General features: G+C 45.7%; 17 protein-coding genes. 1 reads left to right on the top strand and 16 read right to left on the bottom strand.

All coding sequences use genetic code 11. From position 1 onward, the window contains the following. From IEW06_RS18055 to IEW06_RS18025, 7 genes are all read right to left on the bottom strand, one after another. On the bottom strand, nucleotides 1-4,381 hold a 4,381-nt coding region (locus tag IEW06_RS18055), incomplete at its 3' end, for a Kelch repeat-containing protein (protein ID WP_229743168.1). Nucleotides 4,382-5,320: 939 nt separating this feature from the next. Continuing rightward, complete coding sequence (locus IEW06_RS18050) at nucleotides 5,321-6,070, bottom strand: exopolysaccharide biosynthesis polyprenyl glycosylphosphotransferase (RefSeq protein WP_229743167.1); 750 nt, start codon at nucleotides 6,068-6,070, stop codon at nucleotides 5,321-5,323. Nucleotides 6,071-6,965: 895 nt separating this feature from the next. Then, nucleotides 6,966-7,169 (bottom strand): hypothetical protein, encoded by a 204-nt coding sequence (locus IEW06_RS18045; RefSeq protein ID WP_187731482.1) that lies wholly within the window; start codon nucleotides 7,167-7,169, stop codon nucleotides 6,966-6,968. Nucleotides 7,170-8,533: 1,364 nt separating this feature from the next. Then, entirely contained in the window at nucleotides 8,534-9,058 is a 525-nt protein-coding gene (locus IEW06_RS20795) for a class I SAM-dependent methyltransferase (protein WP_223284431.1), read from the bottom strand. Between the two features lie 631 nt (nucleotides 9,059-9,689). Beyond that, nucleotides 9,690-10,232, bottom strand: coding sequence for an XrtX-associated membrane protein (locus IEW06_RS18035; protein WP_188548696.1), 543 nt, complete (start codon nucleotides 10,230-10,232; stop codon nucleotides 9,690-9,692). After that, nucleotides 10,219-10,749, bottom strand: coding sequence for an exosortase X (xrtX, locus tag IEW06_RS18030; protein ID WP_229743166.1), 531 nt, complete (start codon nucleotides 10,747-10,749; stop codon nucleotides 10,219-10,221). The genes IEW06_RS18035 and xrtX overlap by 14 nt, the downstream gene beginning before the upstream one ends. A gap of 97 nt (nucleotides 10,750-10,846) precedes the next feature. Next, nucleotides 10,847-11,107 (bottom strand): PID-CTERM protein-sorting domain-containing protein, encoded by a 261-nt coding sequence (locus IEW06_RS18025; RefSeq protein ID WP_188548695.1) that lies wholly within the window; start codon nucleotides 11,105-11,107, stop codon nucleotides 10,847-10,849. Between the two features lie 356 nt (nucleotides 11,108-11,463). On the opposite strand from IEW06_RS18025, the gene IEW06_RS18020 reads away from it, so the two are divergent. Beyond that, nucleotides 11,464-14,697 (top strand): T9SS type A sorting domain-containing protein, encoded by a 3,234-nt coding sequence (locus IEW06_RS18020; protein WP_188548694.1) that lies wholly within the window; start codon nucleotides 11,464-11,466, stop codon nucleotides 14,695-14,697. A 14-nt stretch (nucleotides 14,698-14,711) separates the two neighbouring features. Here the strand turns inward: IEW06_RS18020 and IEW06_RS18015 are convergent, their stop codons facing one another. The 9 genes from IEW06_RS18015 to IEW06_RS17975 form a co-directional block, all read right to left on the bottom strand. After that, a complete protein-coding gene (locus IEW06_RS18015; protein ID WP_223284433.1) occupies nucleotides 14,712-15,980 on the bottom strand; it encodes a WcaI family glycosyltransferase in 1,269 nt (422 codons plus the stop codon). 13 nt (nucleotides 15,981-15,993) lie between these two features. Continuing rightward, nucleotides 15,994-16,974: a hypothetical protein gene (locus IEW06_RS18010; protein ID WP_188548693.1), complete on the bottom strand. Its 981-nt coding sequence runs from the start codon at nucleotides 16,972-16,974 to the stop codon at nucleotides 15,994-15,996. Nucleotides 16,975-17,026: 52 nt separating this feature from the next. Beyond that, nucleotides 17,027-17,575 carry a WcaF family extracellular polysaccharide biosynthesis acetyltransferase gene (locus IEW06_RS18005; RefSeq protein WP_187731487.1) on the bottom strand — a complete coding sequence of 183 codons (549 nt, stop codon included), beginning with the start codon at nucleotides 17,573-17,575 and terminating at the stop codon, nucleotides 17,027-17,029. 357 nt (nucleotides 17,576-17,932) lie between these two features. Beyond that, entirely contained in the window at nucleotides 17,933-19,183 is a 1,251-nt protein-coding gene (locus IEW06_RS18000) for a glycosyltransferase (RefSeq protein WP_373285387.1), read from the bottom strand. Nucleotides 19,184-19,206: 23 nt separating this feature from the next. Further along, a complete protein-coding gene (locus IEW06_RS17995; RefSeq protein WP_188548691.1) occupies nucleotides 19,207-20,379 on the bottom strand; it encodes a glycosyltransferase in 1,173 nt (390 codons plus the stop codon). 34 nt (nucleotides 20,380-20,413) lie between these two features. After that, complete coding sequence (locus IEW06_RS17990; protein WP_187731488.1) at nucleotides 20,414-21,457, bottom strand: CgeB family protein; 1,044 nt, start codon at nucleotides 21,455-21,457, stop codon at nucleotides 20,414-20,416. Between the two features lie 40 nt (nucleotides 21,458-21,497). Continuing rightward, a complete protein-coding gene (locus tag IEW06_RS17985; RefSeq protein WP_187731489.1) occupies nucleotides 21,498-23,168 on the bottom strand; it encodes a hypothetical protein in 1,671 nt (556 codons plus the stop codon). 63 nt (nucleotides 23,169-23,231) lie between these two features. Continuing rightward, nucleotides 23,232-24,386, bottom strand: coding sequence for a glycosyltransferase family 4 protein (locus tag IEW06_RS17980; protein WP_187731490.1), 1,155 nt, complete (start codon nucleotides 24,384-24,386; stop codon nucleotides 23,232-23,234). 27 nt (nucleotides 24,387-24,413) lie between these two features. Next, on the bottom strand, nucleotides 24,414-25,952 hold the full coding sequence (locus IEW06_RS17975; protein WP_188548690.1) for a lipopolysaccharide biosynthesis protein: 1,539 nt from the start codon (nucleotides 25,950-25,952) through the stop codon (nucleotides 24,414-24,416). Between the last annotated feature and the right edge of the window lie 17 nt (nucleotides 25,953-25,969).

Below are 25,969 nucleotides of genomic sequence, written 5' to 3'. Positions count from 1 at the left end.
TATCGGCGGCAAACGTGCCCAGCGAGGTGGTCAGTTGCCCTCCACCCGCATTCACCCGGTATAGCGCCGTCCCCGCGGGGGGCGGCGTATCATTGGTAATGGTTACTTGGAACGTATCTTCGACAAACAAGCCATCCGCGTCAGTTGCCCTAATGGTCACGTTTGCGGAGCTTATGGCATTCGGAGCGTACGTTAGCGTTAGGGTAGTTCCGCTGAGGGAGGTAGAAACTACGTTCGGATCTGAGTTAGCGGTGACCGTTAGTTTAAGGTTGGCGGCACCGCCGTTATCAGCAAAAACAGTAGCTAGGTTGAGCTGCGTGGGGGGGCTATTTTTAGGTACTGTAACATCCGCGATAGGAGAACTGACCGTCGGAGCAGAAGTCGTGGGGGTATCATTTACCCCTGATGCCCACTGCACCAAACGCTGCGCGAACAGTTTGTTATCTACGCGGCTAAGTTGCGTACCTGGGCCCGCATTCCAGAAGGCATTGCGGTCAAAAAAGCCTAGGACCCGCCCTTGGCCTACTTTTGCGGATGAAATAGCGGCATCAGCAGGAGTAACGGCACCATCCAAGCTGTTGAGTTTAGCACAGCAGGCTGGCATATAGGCCAGAATGGTAGCAGGAGCGCTTGTACGAATAGGGCTGGCTCCTTCTGCCTCAATCGTTAAGCCGCTGGTTTTATTAAATCCATTAATGTAGTGGTCAGTTGTCCACTGCGTTAAACTAAATGTCGTCACCCCATTATCACGCAAGAACTGCATGCCAAACTGTTGGGTGAGGTCGTTGTCACTTAAGGAGCCCTGCGTGCTATTGATGCCCCCTCCAAATGCTCCATCAGACCAGGCTACTAAGCCACCACCCGCATTCACCCAGGTAGCAACGGCCGCTTTTTCGGCGTCAGTAAAGCGGCGATTATTAGAGCTTAAGATCAATACTTTGTATTGGTTCAGCGTAGTAGCATTTAAGGTGATACTAGCATCAAGCGCTTCTGTTGTCACCATGCCAACATCCTTTAACGCCTGATTGAATTGCGACATGCCTGTTGTGCCGGTGTCTGAGAGTTTCATATCTACCTCGGCAGGCGGAATACTACCATAGAGGTAGAGCACCTTTACTGCAGCTGCGGACCCTGAAACCGTTAGAGACACGGGCAAGGTAGCATTAGGGTACCCTGGTGCGGTAGCGGTAATCGTAGCGGAGTAGTTACCAGCCGATAAGCTCGTTGTGTTCACTGTCAGCGTGACCTCACTGCCTCCTAACAAGTCTAGAGTGCCTGTGGCCGGGCTTACTGTAAGCCATGGGGGGAGCTGGTTTGTGGCGATACTATAAGTAGGCGCGCCACTCAGTGACCACAGCAATACCTCTTTGCTAGTCGTAGACCCTTGCGTAGCCGTTAACTGTACCTGGGCAGGCGAGAAGCCTATTTTATAGTTAGGCGTGCGGGGAAAGTGCCGCTTACGGGCGGTCGTTTGCGGGTTAGTGCGGGCGTTGAGGGAGCCGTTCGAGACAAATAGCTCTTCCCCGATTACTTCAGCGCTGGGGCCAAACAAATTAACGGGAAGCGGCGCCTGTTCAGTCCAAGTGTCCGTTGTTGGGTCATATGTGGTGATCGTATTTAAAATATTATTATTCAGTGACACACCACCCACCAACGTTATCTTCCCATCGGCCACAAAGGTGGCCGATTCACTGTGGGAGCGGGCATAAGGCAATGCCTTCAGGTCGGACCACGTGTTCGTGGCTGGATCATAAACATTTGCCGCACTGACGTCTAGGACGGGCCCATCATGGCCAGTCTGGCCTCCTAGGGCATATATTTTGCCGGCCACGACCGCGCTAGCAAAGTGGCAGCGCGGCAGTGGCATAGGGGCAGCGTTACTCCAGCCCGCCGCGAGGTTATCTAAGTCCAGCACATAGTGGGCGGCATTGCCTGTTTGACGGTCGGGCATCATACCCCCGAACGAGTGCAGTTTACGCCCGACCCGAACGAGTGCATTCCCACCCATTACAGCTGGCAACTTGGGCCCGCTACTCCAGGTGTTGGTGCTTACATCATAGATCTGCAGCGCGTCCGTGTTAGGCTTGCCTGCCTCCAATCCTGTAAAGCCACCAGCTACGTATATCTTGTTCCCATCAGTGGCAACACCTGCGTGGGTGACCGGAAGAGGCATATCAGCTAGATACGTCCACGTGTTAGTTGCTGGGTCGTACGACTCACACTTGGGGGTAGTTCCTGTTTCGGCCGTAAAGAAGCCGGACATAACTTGCATTTTGTTGGCCACCGAAACACTGACACCAACCCATTTAGGGGTGTTAGAAGGGGCAATGGTCACCCAATCGGTTGTTTGCGTATTGGCGGTAACATAGAGAAAATCCCAGGTTGCTGTGAAGGGCGTGGCCCCCCGGGAAGTCGCGATAACACCCACCGCATAGGCTTTGCCAGTCTGCAGCGCGCTTAAAAGCGCCCCGCTTACCTGAATAGGATTGCCTAGGTTAGTGGTTGCCCCCCCATTGATTGCATACTTGGGCTGCACTGCGCCAGTAGTAGGGTTAACAGCAAAAAAGAAGTCTAGAGTGGAACTAGGGATGCCACCGGGTATGGGAAAGGTAGTAGTAACAGGAGTTCCCGCATTTTCATAGACTACTTCGAGCCCACCAGTACCGTTATTGGCAGTAAGCGCTATTTTCAAGTAGTTATCTTGATCCCCGTTGCTGAGGTAAATGCCTTGTGACTGAAAATTTTGAGGCGTCTTATTATTAAAAAAAGGCCCTAGCAGTCGTCCCTGCACCGTGAAAGGAGTTGTTGAAGCCTTCACACCAAATTGGAACGCATTTTCCTGGGTATTTAAGGCTCCCAGTGCATCGCCAGGCGTCGTATTTACTATTGAAAAGGCCCCTACAGCACCCCCGGCAATGAGATTATTTTCATCGTATAGCTCCGTATAAATGGTAGTCTTATTACTAAGCAAGCCTGTAAAGCCCACGCCGAAAAGTCCAGTTCCAGGGCTGTTGTTAAATAAGTCGTACTTAATGGGAAGGGCAGTAGTCAGCCCATTATCTTTATCTAAAGGAAAAAAATCGATGTTATCTGCAATAGCATCGTTATCATCATCTACATCATTTAAATCAGAGACGTAATCGCCGTCAGCATCAGGGGGCATACTGGAGGCTGAACAAGGCTGGGTAGCGTTGTCAATCTCGTCTGCATTCGTATAACGGTCTAGGTCATCGTCGTTGCTATCGTATTTGCCCGTGCAAACCAAAAAGTCCTGGGGCTCAAATATGGTAATAGAATTGGATCCATAGGTAATAGCCCATACTGAGCCGGGAAAGACATCATTATCACCCTGGGCAACAATATCTAAAGGGGTGGAGCCAAAACCGGAAGCAAAGGGTAGATCTTCATTTAATTTATTGGTCGTATTCCGGGGGTTCGTTACGTCGGTGCCATCGGCCGTCAGGGCGATTTTAACGATGTTACCATCGAAGCTGCAGGCGAGCAAGCTGCCTTGCAGGGCTCCTCCAAAATTGGAAGCGGTATACTCCGCCATTCCATTCGTTGAGGCGGTAAAAGTTAGCAGGTCTTTGCTCTGCGTACTTCCGGGCATTTTAAAATCACCTTCTATAGGATTGGCGGTTGCCACAGGTGGCCAGTCAGCAGGCAAGGGTGGCGTCCCGGTTTTGCTGGTACGCCACACACCCGAGGTACCATTATGGGTATAGAGTCCAGCACCACTAGGGTTAGCTCTAGTTGGATTAGGGTGACCACCATAGTAGCTGCCCGGCGTATAGGTGTCCAGGTTGCCGATATAGTCTAAGTTATCGAGATTATTGACCTGCGCTTCAGTAGGCGCTGGACCGGTTGAGCCAGGTTCGCCAACGACGTAGTTATTGTTGGCATTGGCCGTTCCCTCATTCTGTGGATACCCTCCCCACCCCTGGTTAGGACCGTTGTCTATGGTATACATCCGCCGAGACTTAGTAATCACTAAGTCATAAGCATTGCGATAGCCGGGAGAATAGATCTGTACCGGGCCACCGGGTACAATTTTCGCCTGGTTTAGACCGTCGTTGCCCCCAAAAGGATCAAAAGGATCAGAGCCATCCGGATTGTTAGCACGATCCGGGTCATCTAGCGTTGGGAGGTTATATTTATAGGCTGTATTGCCTGTTCCTTGCGTTGGCAAGGCGTCGATGGCGTTAAGATTAACCGAGAGAATAGCGGCTGAAAGCGCATACTCGGGAGTGTAGGCAAAGTTTTTGGATGTACCTCCGGCGTTGGTGTGCCCACCTTGGGCTACATACAAAATATTAGTTTTCTCATCCAACTGCATGCCATTGGATGCATGATTCTCTTCTGATCGTGGTAGTCCACGCACCAAATCCAGCTTGGTCCAGCTAGTGCCACTACGCGTGAGTCTGGAAATAATGCCGGAGTTAGTATCCAAATTAAAATCTCCATCGGGGCCACCGATGCGGCTGTCGCTGGACGTGACATAAATAATTGGAGTAGTCGCTGTGCCCTTAACGAGTATGCCGGTAACCTGTCGGCTAGTAACGCTCGTGTTTAAGCTTCCGTTATCGTTATGATTGGGAATCTGATTGATAATGTTAATTACCTCGGTGCCCGTAACCGAGTAGTCATTGGCTGCATTTCTTTTTATAGTAAAAGCTTGAATAATACCAGCTTGTTGAGCTACGTATAAACGCCCATCTGGCCCAAACTGAAGGGAGGTAGGTTGACCTATTGAGCTACCTTTTAACCCACTTGGGGCGAAGTTATACTGAGCATTCGCAAGCATAACCCCTGCGATATCGATGGGAGGCAGTTTAGCTCCTTTCTTTCTTTCTTTTTGAGCTAGTAAACTTGAGGGGTAAACGCTACATAGAATTATACCTATAATGGCAAGCCAACACGAGTATCTCCTCCCGACATACTGCTTAGCATAAAGTAGGTGCTGATCCATAGTAAGTGATTTTGAAAAAACTGAAAAACCTGAGATCAACCACCCTTATTTCGGGCACAAGTGGTTGAAAATCAATAAATAATAAAAAGGTGCGTTGAGCGCAAGCTATCCTAAGGCCGCAAAGGCCGGTTGGATAACGTGAGGAGTTTGAGTGTGAGGGTTGTGAGGTTGGTAGTGCGCCCCCATCAGGCTAAAGGCAATAGCCTAGGCTTTGACTTCAATGGTGGGTAAGTACAACCACAGTTAACCTTGAAAGCCTGCTTGCTTCTAAGTGATCCGCTCGTGATCAGGGCTAGCTGGAACATTACTAATACCCTGGTAGCTGAGGCAGTACCAATCAGCCTTAGTAGGCTAGTAGGCATTGGGCTGGCGGCCCAACCATAGGCCGAGCGTGCGGGCGATGATATGCACATCCAGCAGTAGAGACCAATTTTGCAGATACCACAGGTCAGCCTTGACGCGGTTTTCCATGGCGATCAGTTCCTTTGTTTCGCCTCGGTATCCATTGACTTGTGCCCAGCCTGTGATACCTGGACAAACGCAGTGGCGCAACATAAAGTAATCAATAGCTTGAGCATAAACTTCTGTCTGTCGCAGCATATGAGGCCGGGGGCCAACAACAGACATATCTCCGCGTAACACATTAATAAACTGAGGCAATTCATCAAGATTGTTGCGTCGCATAAAGGCCCCAACGCGCGTTACGCGCGGGTCGTTAGGGCAGGCCTGCCGCAGGTCGGCTTCGGTATTGAGACGCATGCTGCGAAATTTCAAGCAGTAAAATGGCTTGCCATTGCAGCCTGTACGTAGCTGTTTAAAGAAGACAGGGCCCCGTGACTCAAGCCGAATTAGTAAGGCTAGGAGCGGAGCCAGCCAACTCAGTACGAGTAGAACGGCGATTAAAGCTACTAGAATATCAAAGGTGCGTTTAAGGCCGTGATTGACGATAACTGGAGTATGAGGTACATTAGAAGCTAGTTCATACTCGATGATTTTCGTCTTGGGCGTAGTATAGGAGTGTATCATCTGCTGTTTATATTTTGTTACTTGACGATTACCATATTCCTTTAATTCATAGGCCTTCTTAGCTATACTTCCCAAAGTCCTAAAACAAGTGTAAAAACCCTGCAAAATTCTACTTTTAGACTTATCTCATATTTTTTATGAACATAGTAATAAATGTCCGCTTTTCTGAAGATTAAATCAAAAAAAATCTTCGAATATAAACAGATGAGCTAAAGCTAGCTCATCTGTTTATATTCGAAGATTTTTTAGTATATCACAGATACCCTAATTGAAAGAGCTTAACTTTCAGTTATATACACGGATTATAAATAGGATTCCTTAAATGTTTTTCTATCTAGAAAGGTGGGTACCACAGGTAAAACTTACTAGGAATGGATGATAGGTTCTGCCCAAGAAATCATGAATCACAGGTCATGACGCCCTTCACGCTATTCATTGGGAGGAGAAAAAACTCCCAGCGCGTACGGGTGTGGCAAGCTATGTATCCCCAATTTGCTGAATCAAAGTGCCCTTATCACATTAGTTAAGTAAGGATACCTACTCGCCTGAGGGACAGAGCACATGGTAGGGTACGTACGCTAAAGAGCCAGAATCAAGCAAGCTGGATACACTACATGAAGCTCTCAAGGAACATGATTTATCAGCCTTTTGCTTAAGGCCCGCCTCACGCTGAAATAATTAGTCTAACTGTATTGTGTTTATTGCCTGCTGGCGTCTCATTAGCTCATGACACATAACCCTCACATAGAAAGCAAATGCTTCCCTCGCGACTATTCGTAGGCTGTTAGCTTAAAGCCTACGTTTACGGGAGTTGTCCTTTAAGCTAGCAATTCTGCTTCAAGGATGTAATCTATAAATCGAAACCTGACTTTTACAGAACTACCTATGATTCTTATAGGGAGTAATAATGCTCCTATCTGTCTAATGCAGCTAAGTAGCGTACCCCCCCATAATGCCTTTATGAGTTTACCTAGTTCTTGCGGACTTGTTTCTTATAGTCCTGGCGTAACGCTTCCATTTGTAGTGAGATGGCTTCGAGTTGCTGGACAAGCAGGCCAGCCTGCTTTCCATAGGAGGTTTGTGGGTTGGTCCAAGTGATGAATTGCTTTAACTCCTCTTTTGCGAATCGCATTAGGGTGCTAGCATTCTCTATAAATTCGTCTTCCGGCTCCATAGAAAAGCAGATATACGTTTTATTGTCTCCAACCTACTACAGACAGAATAAAGGATGGGACCCTTAAGGATGAGGACTGCTTCAATGTCATCATGCCAAAATAAGTTACGTATTCGTTAACTACTGGTTTTTGTAATAGGTAGCCATTCGGCGCTGGCTTAGGATCGCCTAATAATACCCCTAACAGCCTTAAACCACTGTTTTTGGAGTATACTCTTGGGGCGAGCGCGGGATACCCAGGCTGTACGTCACCAGCGCACGGTTGATCTATCATAAAACCACGACGCTACGGCCACAACCCTCAGTGAGAAGCCGATCGGCTACGGGATCCAAGGCCAGCTAGAGGAGCACTACATCGTCATCTATTACCAAAAACGTTGCCCAATCATTAGAAGACCACCTACAGCCTCTTTAGGCCGACCTGCTGGTGCCAGGAGGGACATGGGGGTAGATCTCGTGGTTTTTGTAACAGATGGACATCTCTGACGCCCCCTCGGTTCTTTTAGGATCCTTTCTTTAACCGTCTCCAACCTAAAGTCAGCGGGGAGATGCCCAACCGCTACGAGCGGCGCTTAGTTCAATCCACGTTAATGCGCCGCCCCGCAGCACGACGCACGGACGGGAGGCGGGGATAACGATCAGGACCGCCTGAATTTTTATGATTAAGCTTGCGGAGGGGCGCCCCTCGCTTCGGTCTAGGAGCAGGACCCGAATTCAGCAATCGAAAATGCGATGCGTTGGGGCGAAGGTAGCTGCCGGTGCTCCCGCGCTGAAGGGCTATTGGGATGGTCGATCGGGTTCAACGGCGTAGCCGATGCGTCGGCCGGCGACTAGTGGGGGGCATTTAATGTTACCCGAGGAACGTGTTTGACGGGTACTGCTACATGCTTCTTTGATCCGACGACGAAGGATCATCACCCCTGCCTGTGGGCGGCTCAATTCGGTGCGGGCTCTGCCCCGTACCCGTGCCCGCGGAGGACAGGTCCACAAGGTTGTCCGCCCTCGCGCGGTGCCGCCGCTGTTAGTACTATTTGGTCTACGTCACCTTCTGCTTGGTAACGCCCAGGGCACTGGCTACCGCGCTCCCGGGGTGGTAGCCCATGGGAGCCGTGACCGGCACCGCCACCACTGCGTGTGGGGCGAACCTTCCGAGGGCGCACGTACCTTTTGGACCAACCTTTTACCTAAGGCCACACATGCACTGAATTATCAATAAATTAAGCGTTGTATGCCGAAACCTGTAATGAGTTACAAATAAATCTTCGCCGATATCAACAATTGGGGTAAGTTGTTGACTAGCCAATTGCTAATTAACAGACATGTGTAGGTGCCAAGCAATCGTGGAAGAAAACCCTAATGGATCATTACTTCGTTCTTCTTGCTATGCACATCAAGGATAAGGCACTTTCTTCAGCATTAGGATTTCGGCCCGATAGAAGGTTGCCCATTCTGTACTTTAATTCGGCTTTGCCTGGCTGACCTTGCAGAACTTCTGCTCCCATTTCATGATTGTGCCGAAATACCGCCACTTCAAACCCTAGGGGCTCAAGCGTGTTCACAAAGAAAGGTTTCGTCACACCATGTCCCGGCTTATGATGGATTTCGCATTTCAGGCCCCAATACTGTTGGCTGTTTGTTTTGTGAAACCCATGACCCGTAAGTTTATATATGATTAAGCGCCCGTTCCAGAGCAATTTAGCCAGCCCTTTATAATCCCAGGCGCTTAGCTGAGGGTCATGGTCAGTGATTAACAAACCGCCTGGTTTAACTAAGCGAGCGGCTTCTTGCAAGACGACGCTCATATCCTCACAGTGATGTAACGCAGCATTCAAGACCACGTAGTCGGCAAAGCCGGAGATAAAGGGCAAGTTGGTGGCATCAGCTAGCACAGGCAGTTAGCTAACTCTAGTGATTTGGCAGCTACATCAATACCAATAAGTAATTTAGGTTTCGCTTGTAGCGTGGCAAAAATATTACCGGGCCCGCAGCCAATGTCTACTACAATGCTGTCTGCACAGACACCGAGAGCAGCTTCCCAGCGGAGCTTGAATGACTCACTACGGGCAGTAGGTTAAGTAGTCTTCTGCCCATTCAGGATGGTTGAAGTAGTACGCATTCGCTTGGAGATCCGCTGAGGGATTATGAATCGGAAATTCTAAGTACTCTTCCCGTTCAACTACGGTGGCTCCTGAGCGCAAAAAAGGTTGAATTTGAGCAAGCATCATTCCTAGGCATTAAAATGAGACACGGTTCTGCCATTAAGCTTTCACCTGTGGAAGCTTAAACTGGTGGGAATGGGCGAGGGTGGGAGGGCGGCTAGTTAAAAAGCCTACTAAGAAGGCAACTTAGTAGGCATACAGTTAAAGATTGTATACATAAATGATCTGTAATTAATGAGATCATTTGTAGCTAGTCTTAACTTAATTTTTAATCAACTATGAGCATTAGGCTACTCTCAAATTAGTCGACAACTAAAGTACGTTTTTTATAAAGTGCTCTAAGCCCTTAGATGAGCATATGCTAACCCTTCTTTGTATTTGCTGAATACCATCGTAATAAAGGCACCAGAATAATTACAGGGACAGGGGACACAAGGAAATGCAAGAGGTGGCTAGTAAGGATTGTAATGGAAAAATTAGGACCAACCAGTTTGTTGGTTACCAGTAGCAACAGCGAAGCGACAGCTATAATGCCGTAGAAAAGAAGTACGTATCGTCGTTGAGTAGGGTAGGGTAAGAGCAAAAAAAGCAGTGCCAAACAGACCGTTACATACAACAGACTATATAAGATAACCGCTGGAATACTATGCGGTCGATTCATAGTCTGACCGATCACGCCACCTTGTTCAAACAATCTAGGTAGATACGCTGCAACGCCTAGAGCATCGAATAGGCTTTGACAAAAGGTACCGAGTACGGCATATAGCTGCTCAGCGAAAAGCGAAGCACTAAATAAAAGAAGGACTAATAATAAACAGCACCCTATGCGAATAATTCTATTGTCAGTAAGCCTCTCCAATGCTGGTTTGGGATCTTCATTAATGAGGCGTTTAAGCGTGGACATGCGGAGCCGAGTTAATAGGGACGCGAGGTGCTAGCCGTGTAGCCCACCAGATCCATAAAAGAAAAATAAACCCGTATACGATGAAGGTAAATGTAAAGTGATGATTAAAATCTACGGTCTGGTGCCAGTAAATATGATTAAGACAAAGGGCGGCAACACGTAATATATTGATGCTATAGATTAGAATCAAGCCCATGGGAATGAACCACAATTTATATCGGATGGGCCCGGGAAAAGCTAACACAAATCCAGTGAACAACGCGTATAATACTAGTCCGTCACAATAATATCCAACCTTAACGGCAGGTGTATTGGATAAAAGAATCAAATTTGCTTGTTCCGGGGATACGACGGCATCAAAGCCTACCAGGCGCAGTACGGCGGCTCCAGCCATGGCGATATTTTGCGTTAAGGCGGCATCCAATCGACCATCAATAGCCAAGTAATGTTCATACCCAAAAAGCCACACCAAATAAAGGCTTCCGGCTATCAGCATAAAACGTAGAAGAGGATTCATAGCTAGTATTATACCTTTGACATTATATAAATAAGACATTGCTGGATTAAATAGCTCTGCGAGTAAGCAGGCTATTTAATCCAGCTAGTAATGCTTATTACTGTGCCTTACTAAGGCGAGCCTTACTAATGCGGCGCAAGGCATAGGCTGCTCCCCCAGCAAGAAGCAAAGAAGCTCCTCCGTCAATTGGGACATCGGTGGGGCCACCATTCCCTTTACCGTTGCCTTGATTACCTTGGCAATTTCCACACTGGTTGGGTTCTCCAGGATTACCGTTTTGAGCCTGAGCAGGTGTGATTGTTAGCCCTAAGAGGAAGATTAGAGCTGACAGGGAAAAAAAACTCACAAGTTTTTTCATAAGAGTACTATTTAAAAAGGTGAAAAAGGGAAAAATAAAAAGGGTAAAAAGCTACTAGTAAGTTGTTGTTTCCTAAGTAAACTAAAGAAATTTATTCTGGCGTAATAGATAAAATAGGCATGTAAATGGCTAAAGCTCAACAGCTATCAATACGGGCAAGTCTCGATTAGAGAAATAATAATACTACATGAAAATGGGTTTTCAAACAGTTTTATCCAAATTTATTTGGTTTTATTTATATATTATAACATTATTGGTTTTATATAACTTATAAATTTCTTCTATTTGAATAGAAGAATACTTAAATTAATGCCTCAGACATGCGATTGGGCCTGTAGCTACTAATAGTTATTTGTATGGGACGCCTTGGCTTATTGGTAGCTGTATTCACAGCCTGGGAATGTGGTATTGGTTCGCTAGCTGCTAGCGCTCAAACTAAAATTTTTAATGCAAGCCCAACGGGGCGGCCTAGTGAAGCGATTAGTTTACAAGGCCATTTTAGTGCGACAGCCAAGGTTTACCTTGCTCAAGGAACGGGTACAGCTATTACTCCCCCCATCCTAGTGCAGAGTGCGGGGCAGGCTACCGTAGCTATTCCCGACAACTGGCCGTTAGACATGTATAAACTTTGGGTAGGGGACAGCACCACCCAAAGTCCTGTCGTCTATATAAACCGCGCTAGAGGGATGCATTATGACTCCCCCGAAGTCATAGCGGGGGGGACGGTGCGCATCTTTGGCCGAAATTTAAGGCTTGCCGAGGGCAGTTGTAGTGTTCGGTTCGTGCAGCATGATTCAGGTGCTTCTACGGACGCAACCATCGAGGAAAGTGGAGCCGAGGAATACAAAATCCGCGTTAACATTCCTCCCAGTTTAACCGCTGGCAAGACGTACGATGTCTATATAACAAACGGGCTGGGGGGCTTATTAGGAGAAACTAAAGTAGAGCAACCCCTTACTGTTATTGAAAGAAACACTAATCCGTATGACCTCCCTGTTGGCTGGGGCCATAAATACAACTTTACTCGTAACATCTACAATGTAAAAACTGATCCTCGCCTCACAGTAAAGGCTATAGGAGATGGACTAACGAATGATAAACTAGCTATTCAAACAGCAATAAGTGTCGCTAAAAAAGCGGGCGGAGGGGTTGTTTTCTTGCCAGAAGGTATCTATAAGTTGCTCCATAGTGGTTGGGGGGGCTTGGAAATGGGAGACCGTGTGGTACTAGCAGGGGAAGGAATGGATAAAACGGTGCTCCGCTATGGGTACAATAATGAGAGTGGTATCGGACTACGCCTCAATCCTGGGGTAAAAACCACTGGGTTTGCCGATTTAACTATTGAGAATATATCCGATGGTGGACAGTGGTCTACCAACTTAAGTGCATCGGGGATTGAGGAATTCTTTATGCAGCGGGTGCGCTGGAAGCTGAATATAGGTAGATGGCTGGACATAGCCGACGCCAATAAAGTATGTATCGTCAACTGTGACTTCACCCAAGGAATAACAGCTACAACCGGTTATCGAGGTCCCTTGCGCATGGATGGCAGCAAGAATGTTGTGTATGCAGACAATAAAATAGTATATGCAAATGATGGGCTGCACTTTGGCCATACACGCGCAAATGGTGGGGCGCAAAATATTGTGTTTGAGAACAACAAAACCTACCGGGATGGTAGTGCGCGATGGCCTGGTAATGCTCGTGTTATAACGCACGTCACTACGTGGGATTTTGCCCGTAATGTGGCTATCCTGAACAATACATTTCAAGTGATTAATGGACGCCCGCAGAATACTAATGACGGGGAAACCATTCTAGCTGAACAGGGAGCTAATTATGTACCTGATGAGTCCATAGGCACCGTAACCAGTGCAACGAGCAACACCCTAACTGACAATACAAAATCATGGGGAAGTCTAGTGCAACCTCGGGTTGGGGTAGGCATTGTACAGGGCAAAGGAATGGGCCAGTGGCGGCAGATCACCAGTCGTACTGGTACTACCCTTACCCTGAAAAGTAATTGGGAAGTGATACCTGATCACACGTCCCGGTATGCGGTCTGGACATGGGGGGCTGAAAATTGGCTGGTGCAAGGAAATGTAATGGAAGGTAACCAACGCGGGATTATGTTGTCGCAAAACGCTAACCACGATATAGCAATCGTCGGTAACACCTTGACTAATAATGGTTCAATTGATATTGCTCCCTTCCAACGAGAAACGACAAACTGGCACACCACCGTTGGGATGTATCCTACCTGGAATATACAGATAGTAAAGAACTCGGTTTCCGACCTTAATGGCGAAATGGGGGTATTTATTGGCGTTCATCCGACGCAGCATATTCAACAAAAGCCTTTTGGCACCTTAGCGCTTGGCGTAGAGATGCGAAATAATTCGCTCACAGCGCATACCCCCAATGCAGTAGCGCGAGTGGACGATAATTTCCCCAATGGGTACCTCAATTATTTAGAGTTCCATAAGCTTACGCACAATTATGTAGATGAAGGTATTCCTGCTATACTAGGCAGTATCATTCAAAACAATAGTGCAACCAACTGCGACAATGCCGTTTATCTTAACTCCGGTACGTACAATGCGGTTGTATGTAATACCAGTTTAGTTAATACGGCAAATAGCATTAAGGATAAGACCTTGCAAGGACTGAATCATGCCTCAGTCCATACAAGTACCTGTGCGGACGCTACCACTGGTCAACTCCCGCTAGCAGATCCAAAAACTAACCTGCCCATTCCCAGCAGTGCTGGCCTAACTCGTTTGCTGCCCCTTACCGGTTCTGCTCCCAGTGGACCGATTACTGCCTTCGCTATTAGCAAGTTGCCGTCCGTCACGAGTGGCGTCCTCTATATTAAAGAGACTCCGATAGCAAAAGATACGGTCGTATCGATTGATCAAGCAGCGTTGGTAAGCTTTCAGCCTAGCCTTAACTATACTGGCAAAGCGAACTTTGCCTATAGCGCTATTGATAGCAAAGGCAATAGTAGCTTACCAGCTACTTTTAGTATTCCCATCATTTCCCCGCCCCCCGTCCAACAAATACAATTCACCGTTGAAGCTGATAGCGCAAACGCATTTCTACATTGGGAAACAGCCTCCGAAACGAATGTCAAGCACTTTACGGTGCAGCGCAGTCTCGACGGGCTTTATTTCACTGCAGTGGAGCAACTAAATGGGCGAGGCAGCCTAACATCAGCCAAAACAACCTATAGCTACCAGGATATAGGTATCGGTAAAACCCTTAAGGGCCCTATCTACTATCGATTAGAACAAGTTAATACTGATGGTTCAATCCAGCATAGCCTCGGGCGATCAATCGACTTTCTGACGAAGAATGCCTCTAAGGTCAATATCTATCCCAACCCAACCAACAACAATTTATTCGTGGTTTTATTGGCCCCCTCGGCGCTACTTGAAATTTACTCAGTAGCAGGGGCATTGATACAAACTACTTATACGGCTACCAGAGAGAGTGTACTCAATGTGCGAAAACTTCCAGCCGGGGTATACATTTTGTTAATCAAAACCCAGGTGGGCGGTCAAACACGGCACTATTTTATTAAAAATTAAAAGACAAAAATAACCTAAACACAAGGTATAGGTTGTAATGCTAATACTTGAAACGATTTCATAATCCTGTCAATTTCTAAGTATCGATCCGCGTAAGAGCGAGCATTTATTTTAATCTCATCATTAAGTTCATTTAAGGCTTCTGTTAAACCCTTATATAACGCTACTTGATTTTCTGGTTCAACAACCAAAGCTATATTGTGTTTCTTAATCATAGAGCTAAGGCCAGAATCGTTATTAGCTGTTACTAAAGCTAACCCCCCAATAGCCAGTATGGTAGTGAGTTTAGAAGGCATCACTAAATCACACGTACTACATTTTTGAATAACTAAATGAACATCAGCTAGGTTGAGAAAACTATTAAATTTTTCAAGCGGCTGCACTGGAAGAAACAGGAGGTTGGTAAGTTTTAACTCTTGGGATAACTCTATTAAGTGTTCTTTATAGGGCCCGGATCCACAGATAATAAATTTAACATTCATGTCGCATTCTCCGAATCGTTTTGCGACAGACAAAATGTTTTCTAATCCTTGCTTTTCCCCAATCGCACCTGAGTATAAAACAATTCTTTCGGCGTTTCTAAATCCAAATAATGATTTCAGTTTGCACTTGTCTTGGATAGGGAAGAAAAGGCTGGTATCGACCCAATTGGGGAAAAGGTGAACCTTTTTTTCGGATTTTTCATATATTTTGATTGCCATGGCTTCCGATATGGTAGTGATGAAATTCGCTTTGTTGAAAATAAACTTTTCAATTTTTAATAATAACTTGAACAAGAAGGTAGATTTAATCATATGCAGATCTCGAGCGGCCTCGATTTGCATGTCTTGTATATGATAAATAAAGGTAGATTTTTGTAAAATTTTACATAAAATTCCTAATAAGCCGAGTTTAAAAGCGGGAGCGATAGTAATTACATATTCAAACTTGTGTTTGCCAAGCAAGTGAATTACTTTGATTAATGCCGTAAATAGAAAAGATAAATCTAAAATAACCCTTTTGATTCCCGAAGGCCTGGATGGCACGTAAATGGGACAGCGACAAATTGTGGCCTTACCTCCCGCTGGATAGGCTACAACTTCTGTTGTAAAGGAAAAGCGATTTTTAATATAGGGTTCTTGAACCTTCCAGTAGGGATAATACGGATAGGTAGTTATTACGGTACAGTTGTATCCTTGTTTAGCAAGCCAAGCAATCATCTCTCCATTATATTTGCCTATTCCAGTAGGCTCTGGGTAGAAATTATAGCCTATCAATAAAAGGTTTTTTTTGCTAGTCATCATGGCGTTTGATTGTTTAATAGCATGTCTTTAAAATATCGAACATTTTTCGTTGTCCGCTATGGGAAAGATGAATATTATCTCTGTAATCCTGGGGTTGCATGTTATAATCTAATTCTTTAACTAATCTTATTTTGTTACTTTCGCAAAACTCAATTATCAGTTGCCCATGTGCATTGTAGCGCCGGAATCTAAGTTCGCTGATGTCAGCATGCAGATAGATAGTTAACGGTATTTTAGCACTATCACAGTAAGATTTAAAAGCACTAAATCCGTTATTAAAGTTTGCGCCTCGCTTATATTTATTTATTAATAGTTGATCGGTTTTGCTACTGGTTACGCGCTCTTTTTGAGTGAAAAAATCTTTGATGTAAGGATAGTAAATGTATCGTACTAGGACCTCACAGATTGCTGAATGATATTGAGTATTAGGATAGTTAGGATGAATGCCAACTATTTTTTCAAAAGTCATATTATCATAAGCATCGTGAGAGCTTACTACCAACAAAACACCTTTAGCCCTAAAGTTGCCATATTTCTTTAAATAAGCATAGCAATTGTCTGGACCCCACGATCCCGCGCTAATGTTAGTGAATAATACATCCTTCTTGTATTTTTTGGACAGGTAGCTAGAAAGCATAGTTGTAGCCAAGCTATCTTGATCGGTCAAGGCGCCCCCATTTAAGATAGAATCGCCGAATCCAAGGATAACAGTTGAATCAGTAGTTAACACTTCTCGGTTCCTTTGAGAAAAGGAATTATATACATTATTGTGACCAAATCTTTGTTTTGATTGCGGAACAGGAATATACTCCACATAGGGATCTTCTTTAAATAAAATCGCATTGCCAAATCCCAAATATTCACGCAATCCTATCTCGGTAATAGATAAAAATAAAATAAAGATAATAATCACATAAAATAGATTTATCCTTGGTATTTTTTGCATACTCAAGCTTGAACTAAGCCGAGAATATTTTTTAGTAACGGTATTCATATCTGGGAACACTTAAGATAAAAATATATTCGAACTACTTTTTTGTGATATTCTAACTTCGCATGGTGCGACCTCTGACGAAGGCTGCGGGATTGCCTGAATAAATTGACCAAGCATCCATATTCTTCGTAGCCACCGATTGCACCGTTAAAATCGAATGAGATTTACAAATAATTCCCGGGCAAACAACCGCACGAGCTCCAATCCATACGCCATCTTCTAATTGTATTTTTCCCAGGCGATAAGGAAAGCTACTTACCCTATAATCATGGTTGCCTGTAAGCAGCATGGCCCCTTGTGATATACTTACATTATTTCCTATGGAAACAGTATCCAGGTTGTCGATCCACACCGATTCTCCTATCCAACAATTGTTTCCGATGGTTAACAACCAAGGATATTTGATTCTTACTTTAGTTTTGATTACGATTCCCTCCCCTACGTGAGCACCAAAGAAGCGTAATAATATTTCTTTGAATTTATAGGGCCAAGGGACTGCAGTGTCAAAAACGTAGTAATTAAGTAAATACCAGGCAATTATTTTTACTTTAGAGCCCGCTTTGTAATCGCCTACATTAAATTTGGATAGATCAGTTTGCATTGAGCAACGAGTACATTAGTAATGTGACAGTTATTAAAAAATAAGCTCTAATATTCTTTTCAGGCAGCCAGGCAATACTATAAATCTAAAATTATGTATTCAATGACTGCATCCTTCCCTCCAAGCTAAACACAGTAGCAACTTTGCTGCCCAATGCTAATTCCATCGGTAAAGACCAATAATTGTAAGGCTGTTACAGCTTGTATTTTCAATGTATGGTTAAATTATTTAACAGAATGCGAAGAAAAATTTTTAATATAAATTCGGTAGCCTCATGCAGCTTAAAATTAGAAATCTCTTTTAAGTAAAAGTTTTTTTTGCTTTCGTTTAACGCCCATAACTTTTTATGAAAACAAATTATTGATTCATACTTTTTAACGCTTCTGACAATGTCTTCGCAGCTGCTGCAATACCAAAATTATTTTGGTACGCATCCAGTGCTCGCTGTCCCATCAGTTTTTTCTGAGCGGAGGGGGAATTTATCCAGCGTTCCAATAATTCTTGTGTGCCCGTTAAGGTGTCATCCGCCACTAATCCGCAACCGTTCGCTACAACCTCGCGCCAAATATTTACTTTATCAGTGATAAGAACCGGCTTGCTACATGCTAAGGCCTCCACTACTGCAATCCCAAAGTTTTCTTGATGGCTAGGCAGCACAAAGGCCTCGCAGCCGTAGAAAGCCCCCCACTTAGCGGCACCAGTAAGCATCCCTGGAAAGAAAACGGCAGATGCGGGTAGTTCGGCAGCTGCCTGACGCAGGCGCTGGCCGTAGGGCGAGTTCAGTCCTGGACCGGCAATGACGAGAGTTGGCATTTCCGCACAGGCGAAAGGCAGAGAAGTCGACCCCTCACCAAGGCCAGCGGCACGAGCACCACATGCCGCATCTTTAGCCAACTGACGAAAGAGGACTTTGTAACCGTTAATCAACAAATCGACGCCTTTTTTTTCGTCTATCCGGCTCAGAAACAGCAGATAGGGACGATTGTGCAACGCAGGGCAGGTTGCCAAAAAAGCCTCCTGCATCCGAGGTGTAAACGGGGGGGGCGCTTCTACACCTAGCCCGACTACCAGTTCTCGTTGGGGGCGATAGGGGGTAAATGGCTCGTGGGCCAGTAGACGTTCCGTTTCACAAGTGAAAAGTAAGCCAGTGCTCTCGTTTACCACTCCCGCTTCGATCAGGTGCCAGTATGCCCAATTTCGCCACGCTTTCAGCCGCCGACCAGAAGCTCGCTGGAAGTAGGGGTCCAGCATGCCATGCGGCATGATAAACAGACCAGGCATGTTCCTTTTTTTAAGCCCTGCGACAGAGCTTTGCCCCTGCAATTGGCGCACGGCCTTGTGTACGGCGTAGCTATGATAAAGCCATAGGCCGTGCACAATCACGGCATCAAATCGCGATAAGTTCTCCAGCAGCCAAGGAAGAAAAGCGGGACTGTACCGCCAAGGCCCTCGTCCGGGGCCGAGGGTATGAAGGCGAAAGGAATCGGCCTGAATTTCTGGAGCAGCGGGAGCATCTAGGCTTACAACTTCACTAAGGTCTCCGAAGGGAGTTAACCCCACAATTATAGTGCGGACCGCTTGGGCAACCCCTCCCTGTTGGGGGTCCATACTGGCAACAGCGTGAAGCAGCCTCATTCGTTTGGAAATGTGTCAAGAATACTGTGATAAATTTCTTCTATGCGGTTCAATGCCATATTGGTCTCAAATCTACCCGCGTTGGTCAGCCCCACGGCCACAACCTGGGCCCGATCGCGCGGAGGGAGCGTAACGACCTGCTCGATAAGCAGCGCCCCGTCCTGCGCCCAAATGGTGGCATCGCCTGTCGCGGGCCGGCGTGGCAGGTAAAAGGCCGCCGTGCCTCCTACCTCCGTCATGGGCGCTTCACCGGTTGTAATGACTGGACAGCCCGAAGCCATAGCTTCAGCAATGGGCCATCCAAAGCCCTCAGCTAGTGACGGAAAAAGAAGAACCAAGGCTCCTGCATAAGCTAGCTGCACTAATTCATCCGGAACGCTGCTAAAAAAATGAATGTTTTTTGCATAAGGCGACTGAATTTGTGCTTGTAAAAGGCGGGGGTTTGGTTCTTCGCCCATTAATAAGAGTGGTAGGTCAACTCCCCCTTGTAAACGCCAAGCATTATAGAGCTCAATAACGCCTAAGCGATTTTTGTAAAACAAGTTGCCACCTACATGAAGCATGTAACCGGAAGCGAGATTTAAGCCCATAGCTTCCCCTACTAATAGCCGTGCTTTACGGGGGCCGAGTGGACTGTACTTCCGGTTAAGACCATTATATACTACGGTCGAGTACAGGGGTAATTGTGGAAGAAAGTGGTGCAGATCACGCTGCGTTTTTTCCGAGACCGAGATAAAATATTTTCCTTTTGAATAACCCCGGTGAATAAACGATTGATATAGCCGGCCAGTCCAGCTCGTTGGATTTTCCTGAATTTGACCTTTTGCCGATTGCTGCGCTAAAAAATCGTGACAATGAATGATATGGGGGCGATCATGAACTAAGGGGACCCATGGACCTAGCGCTTGATCAGTGAAGACAAAGAGCGTATGGGGAGAGCATAACTTAATTCGAGGTTGTATTTGGCTGGGAAATAGGATGTACTGATCTATATAGCCCAACCATTTTTTCAACGCTCTTGGGCCCGCTAAGCGGCAAAGTCTGGGGGGGGGGGACCAAATTTCTACCTTATGCCCGCGTTCACGCATCCCCTCTGCAAGCATCCGGGCGAAACGAGGCATGCTTTGAGAATCTATAAAATTGGGATGGGTAAAAAAAACAAGCTGCATGGCAGATTCTTATTAAGTACGAGTAATAAAGTGGTTAGCCAATACGCAAATGGGTCAAAATTTTGCGGCAAATGTTCTCATTTCCAACTTGTAGTGCTAGTACTCGTTTTTGGCCCGCTACCCGTATATTCTCCCGTAGCGAATCATTCAAAAGTAGCCTGTGGCAAATACTTGCGCACTCCTTGGCATCGGCCCAAAAAACTGCTTCTTTTCCTTCCTGATACATTTCCAGATGCTCCGTTGTGCGTTCCGCACATAATAAGCCCGCGGCAAACGGTACTTCTAAGGATCGTTGGGTATGGAGATCACGATTTCCTTTTGAGAGTAAACCGAGGCAAATTTTGGATCCCTGAATGGCAGCAACATAATCGCGACCGCTCAAGGAGCCCCCACGGTAGGCAATTTGCAACTTGGCCCAATGCGGTGATTTTTTCCAACGGCTACCCCAAATACTAAGGGGAAGACCTTGTTCTAGGAGGTGGAGCAGGAACTCATCCCGTTTTTCATAGCGCATCCAAGTGCCGATAAAAATCACTTCGGAGCGAAACTCGGTTGGAATATGTGTTGGGTTCAGAAAAGGTTGATGCGCAACCTCGTCATAGCTTCTTATCACCCTCATCACCTGTTTCGCTCCCAAGCTTAGGCATTCTGCTTCCGTTTCTTTACGTACTACCACTACTAAATCGTACAGAGGCAACGCTTTTAACAAGGAGTCGAACCTTCGACCATCTCTGTGGCCTGTAGGGTCATCAACATTGTAGAGTAATATGGGACATGCTAGTCCTTTTAAACCGGCAATGGCCGTAGGCCCAAAGAATTCACCGCTATCCACCCAAACGAGATCAGGCTTTGGTATTGAATCAATAATTTTACTTAGCCAGGAACGTATGGGTGATTGCAAAATCCGGTAGCCCGTCCGGTAATGAATAGGGTCAAGCCATGAGGATCCCATGAATCCAGTAGCCGCCGCCGCAGGATTATGATGCGAAATAGTATGTCCTAGCCGGGCAAGCGCTTGCGCCCGGTGGAGGGATGTAGAGCCATGCGCATCACATCCTAAATAAAGAATATTTGCCATCACTTGCTCTTGTTCTATTCAGTAAATTATTGGAATACCCTTAATAAATCGGCTGGCTTTGGGGCTTAACCCGTCGGGAAGGAGCAAATCCTGTTAAGGCCTTATCCAAAAAATAAGTGAGATGATATAATACGAAATATAAGATAATCATTTGCAGCCAGCCACGTAACAGAAACGCACCAATTTTTTCTACACTTTCTGCTGGAAAGAACTGAAAAATGGGGGTTAGGAATAACAAGCCGCAAAAACTAAAGCGCAGTTTAGTATGAAATGCTGCTGTCGGTTGGTGCAGAGCACGTGTTTGAATAGTTAACTTATCATATAAGAAATAAACCGGAATTATGCCTACCCCTAATATTGCTAAATACCACCAGCCAAAGGCAGCCATACCGGTGCCAGCAAAATGACCAGTAAAAAAACTGCCTAGTGCTTGAGGTTTCGCATAAACTTTAGAAAAAAGATAATCCCCAAATGATACTTGGTTAACTGATCTTTTATCGAAGTTAACTCCTAATAGGTTCAATACGGGCGAAGGTAAATTGGCCAAAAAATGATTGATGGTAAAATCAAACACGTCGGGATCATATTCACTTATTTTTGAAGATAGTAATAAACTAGTATCGTTGTATTTTAAGTTAGAAAACCTAGCTATAAATATATTATTTAAATAGTGCTCATCCCAATCCTGCTTTTCAGAACTCTCAGCCATTCTATATAACCGAATAGATTCTTTGTCGTGGAACGCTTCTAACGTTAAACTTACAAGCTCGGAATAGGGGATGTCATTGCGTTGTTGTCGTACCAGAACCATAGCCGTACCAATATCAGCTACCGGTCCGGTAAAAAGCCAGAAAGAAGTTAAGGCAATAAACAGATACCGTAGTGTAAAAAAACGGGCCTTGTAATATCCTAGTAGAAGTCCCAATGCATAGGCGAATGCTAATGAAGCAAATCCAATCATAAAAGTGCCACGGCTATTGCGCGCAATACTTATAGCAAAAATGGCAATAGTGTAAGCGGTTAATAACAGCGCAGTTCTTTTCGATAATGGTTTTGCTTCGCCGTATAATTTAGTGAATGGAATAAAATAAGGAGCGTATGAGAATGGAACTAAAGCTTCTATAAACTTATCTGTTGCCGTTCCAACTGTCTTGGTTGCTGTTAAGGCATACAAATAAACATAAAAGGTAGCAGCCAATCCAATGAATCCCATAAGCCACAATTGCAGGGCACTAGGAGGAGTAAAGAATTTATATTTCTCCAGAGTTGACACCCTTCTTGTACTAAACTGCTCCACTAAACCCCGATATAATACGTGCGCCAGTATTAATATAAGCAATGCAGCAAATGAATGGAAAAAAACCCGTAATGGCAGTTCCAGATTGAAAATGAGCGGTTTTCCTTCTAGCAAAGTAAAGATTAGGGGGAAATAAAATTGAGTCGATACGTATCCTATTAAAATAAAACTAGACAAGGGATAGGTGTTTATATTTTTATAGCTGAGTACAGCACGGCAAAGCAGTAACCACGCAAGAATTACAGCTCCGGTGGCAATGCTATTATCTAAACTGCCAAATAAAACAACTTGGAATAAGGAAGCGAAGCCAAGTATGATCCAAGACCAGCGAATAAAGGCAGGAAGAGATTGCTCTTCCTGTCTAGATAAGACAGTCCTAAGGTTCCAATGGATATAAGGGGGCTGCGTTTTCATCAACTTGAGGAGCTTAAAAATTGCGTTTTTATTAATTAATATACTATTAAACGCCTAGGTTTTTTAAAGTGATTTTATTAAATGGGTAAATGAGTTGCCATAACTATTCCAGCCTCCTAAGGCCTTCACCCTTAGTTTGGCAGCCTCCGACATTTCTAGTCTTAACTGATTATCTTCTAGCAATTGCTCAAGTCGTTCCCTAAGCTTTTCTGGCGCGCGAATGGGTACTATATATCCTTCTACTCTATCGCTAAACAGGTCTTCGGCACCAGTATTCGTCGACGCAATAACGGGACACCCGCATGCTAGTGCTTCGCCTTGCACCATGCTCAACCCTTCTTCAATACTAGGAAGGACAAAGACATGGGCCGTGCTGTAAAGCATGGGCAATTCTTGGTTCGACACGGTACCACGGAAGCATACCCCCTCTACCTTTCGCCGCCTTTTTAACAAGCTTTTCATTTCTGGCTCTACTGACCCGACGACGAGCAATTCTTTGTTAGGGGATTTAAGCGATGCAAACGCCTCTAGCAAATCGAGGAACCCTTTCCGTAGGCTAACACTCCCTACCCACAGCACTCGAAATCGATCCTTCGGCGGCTCTCCAACTTGTTTAAAGCGATCTAATCGGGCTCCATAAACCATTTTTACAAGTTTCCCTACCGGTACTCCCATTTCGATAAATGATTTTTTAACGAACTCCGACGGTACCGTTATAAAATCAGCCTGTTGGTATTCCGCTTCCTCTTTGGCTATTATGCGCGGGTCAATGCCCGGAAATGGAACGCCAAAGCGGGCGTACTCCTCCCGTAAGATTCGGTCTTGAAACCGTATATGAGACGAACCACGATCACATATATGATAACCACCTTGTCGCTGGGCCACTGCTCCTGAGTGCAAACCAGATCCTGACAGGGCGATTAATGCGGTTGCCTGCTTCAGATGTGCCGCTACATGGCGGTCCAAGGTATCTTGCGCTAACCATGACCATTCTCTGGTGAGCCATAACCACTTGGCTAATCCAAAGCGCCCCCGCGCCATATAAGGAGTGTGCAACCAAGGAAACGTCCGAATTTTGCCCTTGGGAATTCCTTCCTCATCTCGTAATTTTAGTGAGGGATACCCCGTCCAGATGCAGGTCAACAGGCCGTTTCGTTCCATTTGTCGTGCTAAATGGAAATGATGAAACCGCCCAAGTGAAATCTGAGTAACATGCATACGAGACCAGATTAGTTGCTTGTTTGATCATACCGTTAATGTTGCCCTTCTCCATGGAAGCTTACTTGCTAGTCGCAGAATGTGCTGTACAGCGATTGCAGGCAAGACTCGCCAGTAACGCCAAGTATTTACACTCAAAAGCAGAATGGAAACGGCTACGATTGCCCATTTTGCTAACGGAAATACGATCATGAGAACCATCGCCACGGCCGCGATACAAATGGAAGTAACTGCCACCAGAAAGGAAGAATTAGGCCATTTCATGCCGTGTTGATGCATCCACCGTTGCGCCACCGTCTTGTAGCCTGCCGATGTAATCATTTCAGCCCCTAGTAAGGCAATACCAGCACCTACAATACCAATTCGGGGTACGAATAGGTATATCCCCCCTACCACGCTTAGCGCGGCCAAGGTCGAGAGCAGTAATTGGGGTTTAAGTAAATTATTCCCTACAACGATGGTCGTGGCTGGCTGAACTACGGCGAAAACAAGCACACTTAGAGACAGCAGTGCAAACAGCCAAGGGTTAAAGGCAATATGTCCCCTAGTCCATACCAAGTACACCGGTTCAATCACTGCTTGGAGTACTACAACTGCTGGCGCCATTAGGGCCACTACGATAATCCAAACCGCCCCAAAAACTGACTCGCATCGTGCTTGATCACGTTGCTGGAGAAAGCGCATTAAATCCGGAATCAATGGATTTGTGATGGTATTGAGGCCCTGTAAGGCAATGTTAGATCCCGTACGCATGGTAGAAAAAGCAGCTAAGCCACCCACCCCCACGAGCGGTGCCAGTACTATCCTTACCCCTTGCTGACGAATATTCTCAAGGGATATTTTTCCAAAGACAGCAAGGGAAAGTAGGAAATTAGCATAGCCTACTTGCCAAGAGGGATAGCTGAACGGAATATTTTCTTTGCGCATCAAGCGTACCAAATCGCAGTATTTCGGAATACTGAAAATGACGGTGACAACAGCGGTGACAACCCCAGTAGTGAGCAGATCAGCGCCCAGCGACACTGCAACTAGGGGAGTTAGGGCGGATATAATAGCATCAATAAAATTCCACCAAGCCATCCTCGGATAATAGCCGAACGGGGCGAGGACTCTAAATAACAAGCCTGAAATGCTTGTTCCAATAAGCCAGGCAATTCCTTGTGCAATTAAAATAATGCCAACCATCCGTATGATTCCCGGGGCAAGAATACTTGAACTACCAAGTAAATCTGATATAACGCCAGTAATTAAAAAAAAACTGATTAATAGAAGTTGAAACAAATTAATTCCAATACTAAAAACGATACCTGACCAAAGGTAGCGGCTCAACTTTGAGCAGCTGTGTTTTCCAATGCGCATGAACTCATAGCCTAAAAACTCTTGGTGTCCTAGATCAAGGGTAAAGAGTAAGCTAGCTAGGGCGTGGGTAGCCAGCCATATTCCGTAGAGTTCGACGTCCCAGTGCGTAAGATAGAGGGGAACTAATGCAATCTGCGCCACTACTGTAACGCCCACGCGTGCCCAAGAGGCTGCACTTGCCGAAAGAAACCTTTTTACGGTTGACATAAGGGAAGAAAAAACAA

It is taken from the genome of Hymenobacter qilianensis, assembly GCF_014638675.1.
GTDB classification, from domain to species: Bacteria; Bacteroidota; Bacteroidia; order Cytophagales; family Hymenobacteraceae; genus Hymenobacter; species Hymenobacter qilianensis.
Note: the sequence above shows the minus strand (reverse complement) of the source record. Positions and strands in the feature narration are given on the sequence as shown.

What these genes read in the sequence shown, in the direction of transcription:
- IEW06_RS18045 (WP_187731482.1), bottom strand. Translation starts at nt 7,169, where the DNA reads ATGGAGCCGGAAGACGAATTTATAGAGAATGCTAGCACCCTAATGCGA.
- IEW06_RS18035 (WP_188548696.1), bottom strand. Translation starts at nt 10,232, where the DNA reads ATGTCCACGCTTAAACGCCTCATTAATGAAGATCCCAAACCAGCATTG.
- xrtX (WP_229743166.1), bottom strand. Translation starts at nt 10,749, where the DNA reads ATGAATCCTCTTCTACGTTTTATGCTGATAGCCGGAAGCCTTTATTTG.
- IEW06_RS18025 (WP_188548695.1), bottom strand. Translation starts at nt 11,107, where the DNA reads ATGAAAAAACTTGTGAGTTTTTTTTCCCTGTCAGCTCTAATCTTCCTC.
- IEW06_RS18020 (WP_188548694.1), top strand. Translation starts at nt 11,464, where the DNA reads ATGGGACGCCTTGGCTTATTGGTAGCTGTATTCACAGCCTGGGAATGT.
- IEW06_RS18015 (WP_223284433.1), bottom strand. Translation starts at nt 15,980, where the DNA reads ATGATGACTAGCAAAAAAAACCTTTTATTGATAGGCTATAATTTCTAC.
- IEW06_RS18010 (WP_188548693.1), bottom strand. Translation starts at nt 16,974, where the DNA reads ATGAATACCGTTACTAAAAAATATTCTCGGCTTAGTTCAAGCTTGAGT.
- IEW06_RS18005 (WP_187731487.1), bottom strand. Translation starts at nt 17,575, where the DNA reads ATGCAAACTGATCTATCCAAATTTAATGTAGGCGATTACAAAGCGGGC.
- IEW06_RS18000 (WP_373285387.1), bottom strand. Translation starts at nt 19,183, where the DNA reads ATGGACCCCCAACAGGGAGGGGTTGCCCAAGCGGTCCGCACTATAATT.
- IEW06_RS17995 (WP_188548691.1), bottom strand. Translation starts at nt 20,379, where the DNA reads ATGCAGCTTGTTTTTTTTACCCATCCCAATTTTATAGATTCTCAAAGC.
- IEW06_RS17990 (WP_187731488.1), bottom strand. Translation starts at nt 21,457, where the DNA reads ATGGCAAATATTCTTTATTTAGGATGTGATGCGCATGGCTCTACATCC.
- IEW06_RS17985 (WP_187731489.1), bottom strand. Translation starts at nt 23,168, where the DNA reads ATGAAAACGCAGCCCCCTTATATCCATTGGAACCTTAGGACTGTCTTA.
- IEW06_RS17980 (WP_187731490.1), bottom strand. Translation starts at nt 24,386, where the DNA reads ATGCATGTTACTCAGATTTCACTTGGGCGGTTTCATCATTTCCATTTA.
- IEW06_RS17975 (WP_188548690.1), bottom strand. Translation starts at nt 25,952, where the DNA reads ATGTCAACCGTAAAAAGGTTTCTTTCGGCAAGTGCAGCCTCTTGGGCA.